Consider the following 12726-nt stretch of genomic DNA (forward strand, 5'->3'; position numbering starts at 1 on the left):
GCTGTCATGCGCCGCCGGACCCTACGCCGGCGTGCGGTCCAGGGTCGCCTTGAGTGCGGCCGCGGCTGGCAGCGACCAGTCGATGACAGGGCTGCCGCGGCGCGCCAGGTACTCGTTCGTCGACGAGAAATGTCCGCAGCCGATGAAGCCGCGATGGGCCGACAGCGGCGACGGATGCGGCGCTTTCAGCACGCGATGTTTGGACGTGTCGATGCGCTTGCCCTTGGCCTGCGCATAGCTGCCCCACAGCAGGAACACCAGGCCCTCGCGCTCGGCATTGAGCACGTCGACCACGTGGTCGGTGAAGCCTTCCCAGCCCTTGCCCTGATGCGCGCCAGCGCGGCCGTTCTCGACGGTGAGTACCGAGTTCAACAGCAGCACCCCCTGCCATGCCCACGGCAGCAGGCAGCCGTGATCCGGCCGCGCTATGCCGAGGTCGCGCTGCAGCTCGGCATAGATGTTGGCGAGCGATGGCGGGACCGGCACGCCGGGCAGCACCGAGAACGCCAGGCCATGCGCCTGCCCCGGGCCGTGATACGGGTCCTGCCCGAGCACGACCACGCGCGTGCGATCGAAAGGTGTCGCGTCGAACGCGGCGAAGATTTCCTGGCCCGGCGGAAACACCTGAGCGCCCGCGCGTTTGCGGTCGCGCAGGAAGGCGGCGAGTTGCTGCATGTCATCGCGCAGCAGGTAATCGCCCACCTGCGCTTTCCAGCCGGGCTCGAGACGGATGTTTTCGGCGGCGCTCATCGCCGTATCGTCGGGAATCGACGCGGCGGGCGCAATGCGAATCGCCTCAGGCGGCCGCGGCGTGCTCGAGTCGCGACAGGCGCAGCTGGAACAGCGTCTTGGTTATCAGCAGGCGTTCTTCGATCGGCTTGAGCACCAGGTCGTTCGCGCCGGCGCGCAGCAGCTCGCTCTGGTTCTGCGGGTTGGCGTCGCCCGTCATCACCAGGATCGGCAGGCGGCGCTTGCCATAGCCGAACTGCACGCGCAGGCGGCCGAGCAGGTCGTGCCCGCTCAGTTCGCCCTTGAGGTAGACGTCGGTCAGCACGAGGTCCGCGCCGATGTCGGGCTGGTCGCGGTGCGCGTCGAAATGCGCGAGCGCTTCCTCGACGCCGATGAAGTGCATCACCTTCAGGCCGTGGCGCTCGAGCATGCGCTTGGTCGCGACGGCCACCACCTTGCTGTCCTCGACGTACAGCACGCGCGCGCCGGGGATCGGCTCGGGGTGCACGTAGCCGCGGATGAAGGCGGCGAGCGCGGCATGGCCGAGCGCCTTGTCGAAGTAGTCGGTGACGTCTTCGGTGAAGGTGCGCGATTCCAGGTGCGACTGCGCATCGCCCGACACCACGATGATCGGCACGTACTTCTGCCCCGCCGCCTGGCGGACGGTGCGCGCGAGCGCGATGCCGTCGCCGTCGGGCAGTGCGAGTGCGGTGGTGACGAGGTCGACCGGGCCGTTGGCGAGCGCTTCGCCGGCCTGCGCGACGCCGTCGCAGCAGACGACCTCGATGCCCGGCACTTCGCGCTGCAGCACGTCACCGATGAGCTTGCGCACCAGCTTCGATCCATCGACCACCATCACGCGCGCCGACGTGGTCGTCGGCAGATGGCGAAGATCCTGGTGCTCCGTGCTCACATCAATCGCCGGTCGAGCGGGTCTGCCGGAGATAGTGACCCGTCACCAGCCCCGCGCCAAGCCAGCCGATCAGCCCGGCGCCCAGAACTGCGACGGCGGCCCGGATCGGGTCGAAACCCTGCAGACGGAATGCGCTGCCGTACGTTTGCGCCAGCCGGGTGATCGGCTCGCGCAGCGCGAGTTCCGCGCCGGTGAGCAGGCCGAGCGCGATCGCGCCCGAGAGAAGCCCGTAGCAGGCGCCCAGGTACAGGAACGGTCGACGCACGAAGCCGCCGGTGGCGCCGAGCAGCTGAAGAACCTCGATCTCGTCGCGTCGCGACTGGATATCCAGCCGCACGGTATTGCCGACGACCAGAAGCGCACCGAGGCCGAGCAGAGTCGCCAGCACCCAGGCGATGCGCTCGCCGAGCGTGAGCCAGCGATCGAGCCTCGTGCGCCAGGCGGCGTCCTGCTGGACGACGTCGACATCGTTGAGCGACTGCAGCGACGCCGCGAGCACCGCATCGTCGCCACGCGGTGTGATGCGCAGAAGGTGCGGCAACGGATTTTCGCCGAGCGCGTCGGCGGCTTCGGCTAGCCCGCCCTGTTCGCGGAGTTCCTTCAACCCCTCGTCCGCGCTGCGCACCGTCGCGTTGACCACGTCCGGCCGCGCGCGCACCTGCTGCGCGAGCGCATTGGCGCGCTCGAGCGTGGTGCCGGGCTTGAGATACAGGCTGACCTGCCGCGACTGCTGCACGTCGCCCGTGAACTGCGAGAGGTTCGACAGCACCGCCCACAGGCCCAGCGGCAACGCGATCGCGATCGCCATGACGCCGACGGTCAGCCCCGTCGCCCACGGCTTGCGCAGCATGCGGCCGAGGCTCGCGATCAGGCTGTAGACGTGGTGATCGAACCAGCTGCCGACGCGGGAGCGCGTGCGCACGCCCTCGACGCGCTTGGCCTTCTTCGCCTTGGTGCTCATGCGGCGAGCTCCCCGGGCGGAATGTCATCGACCAGGCGGCCGTGGTCGAGCACGATCACGCGTTTGCGCATGCGGCGCACCAGCGCGAGGTCGTGGCTCGCCACCATCACCGAGGTGCCGCGCATCGACAGCGATTCGAGCAGCGCCATGATCTCCGTCGACAGCGCGGGATCGAGGTTGCCGGTCGGTTCGTCGGCGAGAAGAAGTTTGGGTTCGGCGACGATCGCGCGCGCAATGCCGACGCGTTGCTGCTCGCCGGCGCTGAGCTGCCGCGGCAGTGCTTTCTCGCGGTCGCCGAGGCCGACCTTTTCGAGCGTGAAGCGCACGCGCTTGGCGATCTCCGCGCGATGCGTACCGCGCAGCAGCAGCGGCAGCGCGACGTTGTCGCCGATGCTGCGGTCGGCCAGCAGGCGATGGTCCTGGAAGACCACGCCGACATCGCGACGGTGCAGCGCCATGCGGCGCCCGCGCATCTTGCCGAGGTTGCGATCGTCGAAGATCACGGCGCCGCGGCTCGCGCGCTCGGTCAGGTGGATCAGGCGCAGCAGCGTGCTCTTGCCCGCACCGGAATGCCCGGTGACGAACAGCATCTCGCCCGGCGCGACCTCGAAGCTGACATCGGCCAGCGCCTCGCGCCCGGATGCATAGCGCTTGCCGACGTTGTCGAAACGCAGAAGAGTCATGCGGCGGAGTATCGCAGATGGTCCGCGACGGCCGTCGACATCACCGCGAGCGCACCAACGAAAACGGGCGACCGCAGTGCGATCGCCCGTTCGTGTCATCGACGCGATGGACTCAGTGCTGGCTGCGCGGCGCCCGCGTGATCAGCGACTTCAGCCCGCGCGCGACGCGGCCGAGCAGGCCCGGCTTCGCATCGGACGTGACCGCGGCCGGCGCCGGCGCATCACTGCCCTGCGCACGGCCACCGCGCGGCTCGTGACGCGGCGGACGCGGCGTGCGTTCCGGACGCGGCGTCGCCGCTCCGTTGCTGCCCGAACCCGACTCCGCGGCGACGGCTCCATCGACCGGCTTGCCACGACGACGGCGACGACGCTTGCGCGGCGCCAGCTCTTCGCCGGTGACCGGATCGATCCGCGGTGCGCGTGGTGCCTTGGCGACTTCGGCAACCGCATCGCCGGTCGCAGTGGCGACGACGGCCTCGGGCTTCGGCGTGCTCGTCGCACGCTCGGGCTTCGGCCCGCGCGGCGGACGACGCTCGCCGTCACGCGAACCGCCGGTGCGGCTGCCCGAACGCGGCTTGACGCCACGACGCGCATCGTCCTCGGCCTTCTGTTCGCGCGCTTCGCGGAAGATCGCGCTGACGCTTTCTTCCTCTTCGCCTTCCACCTTCGCGCGCGGCGTGCGCGGAAGCGCGACCAGCATGTCGGCTGTGACCTGCTCGGTCGGCAGCTTCTGCTCGATGTAGGCCTCGATGTCGGGCAGGCTCATCGCGTAACGCTCGCAGGCGAAGCTGATCGCATCGCCTTCCGCGCCAAGACGGGCCGTACGGCCGATGCGGTGGACATAGTCCTCGGCATCGAACGGCAGGTCGTAGTTGTAGACGTGCGACACGCCGTCGATGTGCAGGCCGCGCGCGGCGACGTCGGTCGCCACGAGAATCTCGAGCTGGCCGGCCTGGAACTTCTTGAGCAAGGACTCGCGCTTCTTCTGCGGCACGTCGCCCGACAGAACGCCGACGCGATAGCCGGCGCGTTCAAGCGCACGCGCAACGCGCTCGACGAACGCCTTGGTGTTGACGAACACCATGGTGCGCGCGCCTTCCGAACGCGACAGAAGCGCGATCAGCAGCGGGATCTTTTCCTCATCCGACGGGTAGTACACCTTCTGGCGCACCTTCGCGGCGGTGATGAACTCGCTCTCGACGACGAGCTTCTCCGGCTCGTTCATGTGCTCGTACGCAAGCTCGAGCACGCGGTGGCTGAGCGTCGCCGAGAACAGCAGCGTCTGCCGCGTGGTGCGCTCGGGCATGCGGCGCAGCAGGAAGCGGATGTCCTTGATGAAGCCGAGGTCGAACATGCGGTCGGCTTCGTCGAGCACGCAGACTTCGCAGGCGTGCAGCGACACGACCTTGTGCTGCTTGACGTAGTCGATCAGGCGGCCGGGCGTCGCGATGATGACGTCGGCGCCCTGCTGCAGGATTTGGCGCTGCTTGTCGTAGTCGACGCCGCCGTAGATCAGCGCGAACTTGATGCCGAGTTCGGAGCCGAACTTCACCGCGTCCTTGTGGATCTGGATGGCGAGTTCGCGGGTCGGCGCGAGGATCAGAGCGCGCGGGTCCTCGGGCTTGCGGTCGGCCAGCGCCGGGCGCGTCAGCAGCCGGTTCACCACTGCGACGAGGAAGGCGAGCGTCTTGCCGGTGCCGGTCTGCGCCTGGCCGGCGACGTCGCGGCCGGCGAGCGCCAGCGGAAGGGTCATGGCCTGGATCGGCGTGCAGCGCGTGAACCCGGCGGCTTCGAGGCCGGCCAGCAGTGCGGGATGCAGGTCGAAGGAGGTAAAGGAAACGTCGGTTAGGGGCTTGTCGCTCATCAGGATCCGGCGCGCCGAGCGGCGCTTGCAGGGAGGGCGGCGACCGGAAGACGGCGGCCGGCAAAGAAGTCCGGGCGCGCGTGGGGCGGCGACGGTGGCATTCGCGGAACGCTGCGGATGCGGCCGGACGGTCGCGCGGGGCTTGCACCACCGCGTAAGGTCCCCAAGTGTAGCGCATGGCTCCACGCACCCCGTGCGACCATGGTGCCCGCACCCGTACCTCGAGGAGACCTGTTCAGTGAGCGAGAAGATCAAGCACGTCGGCGATGCCGATTTCGACCGCGAGGTCCTGCAGTCGGCCGAGCCGGTGCTGGTGGACTTCTGGGCGCCGTGGTGCGGCCCCTGCAAGATGATCGCGCCCGCGCTGGACGAGCTCGCCGGCACCTACGAGGGCCGCGCCAAGATCGTCAAGGTCAACGTCGACAATGAGCGTCAGACCGCGCTGAAGTACCACGTGCGTTCGATCCCGATGCTGCTGGTCTTCAAGAACGGCCAGGTGCAGGGCACGCAGATCGGCGCGGTGGGCAAGGCCCAGCTCGCGCAGTTGATCGACAAGGCGCTCTGAGCGTTTCGCGGGTCGCGCCGATGGCGTGACCCGCCGATGAATCGCAGGGCCGCGCGCCGCATCGCGCGCCCTGCTCTCGCGTAAGGTGGACTCACCGCGCCCCCCCGGCGCTGGCCTTCACACGGCACCGTAGCCGTCCACGGTCGAATGACCGTCGCTTCGAGCGCTTGCACGCCTCGTCGCGGCGGTGCTAGTTTCCCGCTGGCCCGGCGCGTTCGCGCTCGCCGCACCCCTCTTTTTCTACACCGATCCCGACTTGGCCCGCGCACCGCGGGCGCTCGCCGCATTAGCGAGGATTCCCGCTTGTCCGACCAGACCCCCGACGCCGGCGAAGTCGCCGAAAAGCGCGTGCGCAAGACGCGCGTGCCCAAGGCCGACGCCCCCGACACCGCGACCGCCGTCGCCGAACCGCCCCGCAGCGAGGCTCCGGCACCCGCCGCAGCGCCTGCTCCGGCCGCGCCCGCAGCTGCGGCGCCCGCCGAATCCGCACCGCGCAACGACGCGCCGGCCGAGGCCGCGCCCGTTGCCGGCGCACCCGAGCCGTCCACCTCCGGCGAATCCACCCAGCAGGGTGGCGCCAATGCCGACAACGCCCAGCGCGAGCAGGGCGAAGGTGGCCAGCGCATGACGCGCCGTGAGCGCTTCAAGAACCGCCGCGACCGCCAGCGCGAACGCCGCGACCAGCCCGGCGGCGACGATGGCGCCAACAACAATGGCGAGACCTTCGTCGCGCGACCGCACCCGGCCGTGCCCGAAGGCTTCCCGCAGTACTCGCTGTCCGACCTCAAGCGCATGCCCGCGCCGAAGCTGGTCGAGATCGCCGAGCAGCTCAACATCCACGAAGGCGTCGCCCGCGCCCGCAAGCAGGACGTCATCTTCGCGCTGCTGAAGGTGCTGACCCGCCACGGCGAAGGCGTCGCCGCCGACGGCGTGCTGGAAATCCTGCCGGACGGCTTCGGCTTCCTGCGCGCGGCCGAGGCGAGCTACCTCGCGGGCCCGGACGACACCTACATTTCCCCGTCGCAGATCCGCCGCTTCAACCTGCGCACCGGCGACCACATCTCCGGCCGCATCCGCTGGCCGAAGGACGGCGAGCGCTACTTCGCGCTCAACATCGTCGACACCATCAACGGCGAGCCGATCGAGGCGTCGAAGAACAAGGCGCTGTTCGAAAACCTCACCGCGCTGTTCCCGCGCCGCAAGTTCCGCCTCGAGCGCGGCGACGGCTCGACGGAAGACGTGACCGGTCGAATCCTCGACCTGATGGCGCCGCAGGGCAAAGGCCAGCGCGCACTGATCGTCTCGCCGCCGAAGGCCGGCAAGACCATGCTGATGCAGCAGGTCGCTACCGCGATCACCTACAACCATCCGGACGTGCACCTCATCGTGCTGCTCATCGACGAGCGCCCCGAGGAAGTGACCGACATGCAGCGCACCGTGCGCGGCGAAGTCATCAGCTCGACATTCGACGAGCCGGCCGCGCGCCACGTGCAGGTCGCCGAGATGGTGATCGAGCGCGCCAAGCGCCTGGTCGAGCACAAGAAGGACGTGGTGATCCTGCTCGACTCGATCACCCGCCTCGCCCGTGCGTACAACAACGTCGTGCCGTCGTCCGGCAAGATCCTGTCGGGCGGTGTCGACGCCAACGCGCTGCATCGCCCGAAGCGCTTCTTCGGCGCCGCGCGAAACGTCGAGGAAGGCGGTTCGCTGACGATCATCGCCACCGCGCTGATCGACACCGGCTCGAAGATGGACGAGGTGATCTACGAAGAGTTCAAGGGCACCGGTAACTCGGAAGTCCATTTGAACCGTCGCATCGCCGAAAAGCGCGTCTATCCCGCGATCGACATCAACCGCTCGGGCACGCGTCGCGAGGATTACCTCATCGAGCCGGAGCTTCTGCAGAAGATCTGGATCCTGCGCAAGCTGCTGCACGGCATGGACGAAATCGCCGCGATGGAGTTCCTGCTCGACAAGATGAAGAACACCAAGTCCAACGACGAGTTCTTCAGCTCGATGAAGCGCTGAGTCGAGTTAGTTGATGCGATAAAAAGCCCCGCTTCGGCGGGGCTTTTTTTGTCGGCGCCGGACACGACTACACGAGTCGCAGATGCACCTACGGTGCGCCCTTCCCACCAACGGGCGGCATCAGCCGGAACTTGGCCCCCTCGTCGCTCAGCAGACCATCACCAAAAGTGTCCGCCACGCCTGCGAACGGTTCGGAGGGATCGTGCGGCAACCACGGCGTGTCGCGCTTCTCCGAGCGCGTCTCCCACGTCCACTCACCGGCATGGGGTGTAGCCCGTTCCTTCATGCGATATGCGAATACCACGAGTGCGGTCATGTCTGACACGGTCGGTTGCGCTCCGTCGCGGACGTCAACTTTTACGTGCCATCGCCGCACCGCCCGCAGACTCTGATACTCGAATTGCGACAGCAGGCTCGACACCACGGCGTCACTCCCGCCGGCAGCAAGCAGCGCGCTCTGCCGGACTGACGCATCGGCGATGCTGCCGTCACGAGCGACTTTCACGGCGACCAGCACGTTCGCATCGACGCCCGCGACGGCAGCAGGCTTCGGATAATCGGCCATCGACTTCTGATCGACCTTCATTTGCACCGGCTCGTAGTGATCCGCACTCCGGCCCTCGCGTTGCTTGGGAAACGAAATGTTGTCCAGGTGAACGGACAGCCCGTCGTCATCCGTCGGCGTTCCAGCGAGCGTTACCCGCATCTGTGTGTGCGCACGCGCCGGGTTGCCGTCGACCAGCACAGGCTCGAATCGCAGCTGACGAACCATCTCCTGAGCCTTGGTCGCGAGCCCTTCGGGCACGTCCCCGGTCACGTGATACGACTCGACGACACCCGCCGGGTCGACCGTAAGCTCGCCATCGAGATACGTGGTCAATACACGCGGCTCGACGGTGAGCGGGCCTGCCAACGCAGGCCCGGCGATCAGGGTACTCAACAGCACTAGGCAACGACGATTCATGTATCCCCCTATCGCTCGCAAATATGTTCTGCCAAAACGTCTGCCGCGGTTCGGCATGCCTTGACTGTGCGCGTCGTACGTCCAGCGCCGGTTTGCGCCTTGACGGCGCGTCGGCGTTGAGTAAGCGGCGCGACGAAGCCTTCTACGCGCCCTTCGTACGTCAGGGCGCGAGCGCGGCCAACGGCGCCGCGAGGCGATAGCGCGTGTTGACGCCGCTCTGTTCGCCGTCGGCGAGATCGGACGCACCGGGCTGCGGGGCGGTTGCGGCGACAGGCACCCACGCGGGGACACGTTTCACGGTGCGCGTCTCCAGCGTCCACTGGCCGACGCCGTCGAACGACGGCTTCTGGCCTTGGGACGCCGTACGAAACTGCACGGGCATGTAGGTGATATAGCCGTCGCCCACGCGGTCTTTGTCCTGCAGCGACGCCGGATTCGCCTGCCACTGCCGCACGCCCGCGACAGCCGCACGTTCAAAGATCGCGAGCGCCTTGGCGACTTCGCGCGGGTTTCCACGCTGGTGCACCAATGCACTCTGCTGGGCCGCCGCGTCGAGCACGTGTCCGTCTGCACCCAGTCGCAGCGCGACGAGCACATCGGCATCGAGCCCAAGGCGTAGCGCCTCTTCGGGAAAGTGGATCGAGATGCGCTTGCTGTACGCGGACGAAGGAGCGCCCGGGCTCGTCGGCTTCTCCGGCGGAAACGTCAGGTTATCGATCGCCAGGCGCATGCCACCGTCATCGAGCTTCTTGGCCGATACCGCCGCGCGCATCGTCGTTTCCGCATTGACGACGCGACCGTCCACTTCCACCGGTTCGAAGCGCAATGCGTTGACCAGGTCGGCCACGCGCGCCGCGACGGGTGCGGGAAGTTCGGTCTTCGGCACGTACTCGGCGACATGCCCCTGCGTGTCGATGACGATGCGGCAGTCGACGCGGGTGACGAGGATCGGCTCTTCCATCGCGGGCAACGGGGTGACCGCGGCATGGGCGGTCGACGCCGCCAGCGCCGCGCACAGCAGGATTGTCCAGCGGTGCTTCATGTCGTCTTCCTTGAGGGGCCGGTGACCGATGATGCCGGAACCGGCGGCGCGGTATCCACCACCACCCGATCCCGCCCCTGATGCTTTGCCTCGTACATCGCCGCATCCGCCCTTGCCAGCCAATGCGCGTTGTCCTCGCCCGGATGCAGGACCGCACCGCCGACCGACACCGTGATCGCGCGATCGCCGGCGCGCACGCGGCTCGAAACGTCGGCTCGCAGCGCGTCGGCGAGTTGCTGCAACGTCTCGACGTCGGTGCCGGGCAGCATCAGCACGAACTCTTCGCCGCCGTAGCGGAACAGGCGGTCGCCGGCGCGGCCGCGCGCTTGCACGACGCGTGCGAAGGAGACGAGCACGTCGTCGCCGGCATCGTGGCCGAACTCGTCGTTGACGCGCTTGAAGTGGTCGAGGTCCATCACCAGCAGGCCCACCGGCGTGCGATGGCGACGAAACGCTTCGGCGGCGATGTGCAATTCGCGATCCATCGCGCGGCGATTGGCGACGCCCGTCAATGGATCGCGCGATGCCAGCGTCTCCAGCTGCGCGCGCTGCAATTCGGTGCGTCGCGCGAACACGTACGCAAGCATGCACGCGACCGATGCGCTGGACAGGTACATCAGGCGATCGAGCATCGTCGCGAACGCGCTGCCGTCGATCACGATCACCGCGATCAGCACGATCGATGCGGCCAGGCCGTAGCCGCGTCGCACCAGCAGGAAGTTCGACACCAGCACGGGACACGACCAGAACGCGCCGGACAGCCCGACCATGCGCGCGACGATGATGCAGGCGAACGACGTCATGCCGACGACGAACAGGCTCGCGCGTGCCACGTTGCCGCCGCGCCATGCATAGACCAGCGTGCCGAACAGTGCGGCGACGATCGCGCTGTCGACCATGGCGACCTGTGTTTCGACGCGCACGAAGCGATACGCCACGAACGGCGCGATGCCGATCAGGCCGACGAGGCAGAACAGGACGAGGACGGTGAACTGGAAATCGGTGCGCAACCGGTGGAGCGACATCACGGCCTCGTCCGCGCTGAAGGGCACCGGCCTCGCGCGGCCGGCCGCCGAGCGTAACCCGACGGACACTGCGTCGCGACGGCCACTGCCGTTCATGATCCAACGCCCGCTACGATGGCGCGTCCGGCCCCGGAGCTTTCCATGCACGGCAGCGGTCTCGACCTCGCACTCGTCTTCCTGCTCGCCGCTGTCGTCGCGGCGCCGTTGTTCCGTCGGCTCGGCCTCGGCGCGGTGCTCGGCTATCTCGCCGCGGGCGTGCTGCTCGGGCCGCAGGGCTTCCGCGTGGTCGCCGATGCGGACCCGGTGCTCGCGGCGTCGGAAGTCGGCGTCGTCATGCTGCTGTTCGTGCTCGGCCTGGAACTGTCGCCATCACGTTTGATGGTGATGCGCCGTCCCGTGTTCGGTGCGGGCGGTGCGCAAATGCTCGCCTGCAGTGCGGCACTCGCTGTTGCCGCGAAGCTCGCGGGACTGTCGTGGACGGCGGCGTTCGTGGTCGGCGTCGCGCTCGCGCTGTCGTCGACCGCGGTCGGCCTGCAGTTGTTGTCCGAACGGCGCGCGGTGCACAGCGAGCATGGCCGGCTCGCGTTCGCGATCCTGCTGTTCCAGGACCTCGCGGCCATTCCGCTGCTCGCCGCGATGCCGGTGCTCGGCCACGTCGGCGGCACCACGTTCGACGGCTACACCGTCGGCAAGGCGATCGGCGCGGTACTGCTCGTCGTCGTCGGCGGGCGCTTGCTGTTGCGACAGGGCTTCCGATTGATCGCGCGCACTGGCATGCCGGAAGTTTTCACCGGCGCTGCGTTGCTGACGGTGCTCGGCGCGGCGTGGATCATGTTGCAGGCTGGTCTGTCGCCGGGTCTGGGCGCTTTCCTCGCCGGCGTGCTGCTGGCGGATTCGGAATTCCGCCACGAACTCGAAGCGCAGGTCGATCCGTTCAAGGGTCTGCTGCTCGGCCTGTTCTTCATGGCGGTCGGCATGAGCATCGACGTCGCACGCGTGGCCGCCGAGCCCTTGCGCATGGCGGCGATGGTCGGCGGCGTGCTCGCGATCAAGTTCGTGCTGCTGGTGATGGTCGGCAAGCGGCCCGGTCGCTTGTCGACACGCGATGCATTGCAGCTCGCGGGCGTACTCGCGCTCGGCGGCGAGTTTGCGTTCGTGGTGTTCTCCGAAGCGAACCGCGTCGGCATCATCGATGCATTGACGCGCGATCGGCTCGTCGCGACGGTCGGCCTGTCGATGGCGTTCGGCCCGCTGTTGCTGCTGGTCGTCTCGCGCGTGCTACGGCATGCACCGGCGAAACCGGCGCGTGCGTTCGACACGATTCCCGACAATCAACCGAAGGTGCTGATCGCAGGCTTCGGTCGCTTCGGGCAGGTGGTCGCACGATTGCTGACCGCGCAGAAGCTGCCCTTCATCGCCATCGAGCCCAGCGCGGACCAGGTCGACTTCGTGCGTCGCTTCGGCAATCCCGTGTACTACGGCGATCCGAGCCGCTCGGATCTTCTGCGATCCGCCGGCGCGGATTCGGCGAAAGTGTTCGTGATCGCGCTGGAAGACCCAGAAGCCTCGGTGCGTACGACGCGCACGGTGCGGCAGATGTACCCGGACGCCACGGTATATGCGAGTGCGCGCGATCGTCGCCACGCATGGGAACTGATGGACCTCGGCGCGCATGCGATCCGCGAGGCCTTCCACTCCAGCCTGTACACCGGCGAGCGCGTACTGGTCGAACTCGGCTTCGACGCGGCGACCGTGCACGCGCAGGTCAAACGTTTCCGCGAGCACGATGAGCGTCTGCTGCGCGCGCAATACGAAGTGCGCGACGACGAGGAAGCCCTGCTGCAGAGCGCGCGCGATGCACGCCGCGAACTGGAGGACCTGTTCAACGCGGACGTCGGCGAGGGCGTGCTCGGCGGCATGGTGCGCGAACCGGAAACGCCGTGACAGTCGAC

The 12726-nt window shown here is 68.1% G+C and carries 11 protein-coding genes; 3 read left to right on the top strand and 8 right to left on the bottom strand.

Annotated elements, in window-relative coordinates; all coding sequences use genetic code 11:
* Positions 1-21: 21 nt before the first annotated feature.
* The 5 genes from ung to rhlB are packed head-to-tail and all read right to left on the bottom strand — an operon-like array spanning position 22 to position 5150.
* The gene (gene ung, locus ACVWWW_RS15295; RefSeq protein WP_027081656.1) at positions 22-750 is read right to left on the bottom strand and encodes a uracil-DNA glycosylase; all 729 of its coding nucleotides are present in this window, start codon (positions 748-750) and stop codon (positions 22-24) included.
* Between the two features lie 46 nt (positions 751-796).
* Entirely contained in the window at positions 797-1585 is a 789-nt protein-coding gene (locus ACVWWW_RS15300) for a response regulator (protein WP_051234740.1), read from the bottom strand.
* A 58-nt stretch (positions 1586-1643) separates the two neighbouring features.
* A complete protein-coding gene (gene ftsX, locus ACVWWW_RS15305; RefSeq protein ID WP_051234587.1) occupies positions 1644-2603 on the bottom strand; it encodes a permease-like cell division protein FtsX in 960 nt (319 codons plus the stop codon).
* Complete coding sequence (gene ftsE, locus ACVWWW_RS15310) at positions 2600-3385, bottom strand: cell division ATP-binding protein FtsE (RefSeq protein WP_456998733.1); 786 nt, start codon at positions 3383-3385, stop codon at positions 2600-2602. Before ftsE ends, ftsX begins: the two co-directional genes overlap by 4 nt.
* Before the next feature lie 13 nt (positions 3386-3398).
* Complete coding sequence (gene rhlB / locus ACVWWW_RS15315; protein WP_027081652.1) at positions 3399-5150, bottom strand: ATP-dependent RNA helicase RhlB; 1752 nt, start codon at positions 5148-5150, stop codon at positions 3399-3401.
* 238 nt (positions 5151-5388) lie between these two features.
* On the opposite strand from rhlB, the gene trxA reads away from it, so the two are divergent.
* Both trxA and rho read left to right on the top strand, forming a co-directional pair.
* Positions 5389-5715 (top strand): thioredoxin, encoded by a 327-nt coding sequence (gene trxA / locus ACVWWW_RS15320; protein WP_027081651.1) that lies wholly within the window; start codon positions 5389-5391, stop codon positions 5713-5715.
* Positions 5716-6018: 303 nt separating this feature from the next.
* Positions 6019-7743 (top strand): transcription termination factor Rho, encoded by a 1725-nt coding sequence (rho, locus tag ACVWWW_RS15325; protein WP_027081650.1) that lies wholly within the window; start codon positions 6019-6021, stop codon positions 7741-7743.
* 88 nt (positions 7744-7831) lie between these two features.
* Here the strand turns inward: rho and ACVWWW_RS15330 are convergent, their stop codons facing one another.
* The 3 genes from ACVWWW_RS15330 to ACVWWW_RS15340 all read right to left on the bottom strand — a co-directional run bounded on the left by ACVWWW_RS15330 (position 7832) and on the right by ACVWWW_RS15340 (position 10774).
* Positions 7832-8707 (bottom strand): hypothetical protein, encoded by an 876-nt coding sequence (locus tag ACVWWW_RS15330; protein ID WP_456998734.1) that lies wholly within the window; start codon positions 8705-8707, stop codon positions 7832-7834.
* Positions 8708-8867: 160 nt separating this feature from the next.
* Positions 8868-9749, bottom strand: coding sequence for a hypothetical protein (locus ACVWWW_RS15335; RefSeq protein WP_027081648.1), 882 nt, complete (start codon positions 9747-9749; stop codon positions 8868-8870).
* Entirely contained in the window at positions 9746-10774 is a 1029-nt protein-coding gene (locus tag ACVWWW_RS15340; RefSeq protein ID WP_036141110.1) for a GGDEF domain-containing protein, read from the bottom strand. The genes ACVWWW_RS15335 and ACVWWW_RS15340 overlap by 4 nt, the downstream gene beginning before the upstream one ends.
* Positions 10775-10915: 141 nt before the next feature.
* On the opposite strand from ACVWWW_RS15340, the gene ACVWWW_RS15345 reads away from it, so the two are divergent.
* On the top strand, positions 10916-12718 hold the full coding sequence (locus ACVWWW_RS15345) for a monovalent cation:proton antiporter-2 (CPA2) family protein (protein ID WP_027081646.1): 1803 nt from the start codon (positions 10916-10918) through the stop codon (positions 12716-12718).
* Positions 12719-12726 lie beyond the last annotated feature (8 nt).

It is taken from the genome of Lysobacter sp. HA18 (assembly GCF_054057595.1).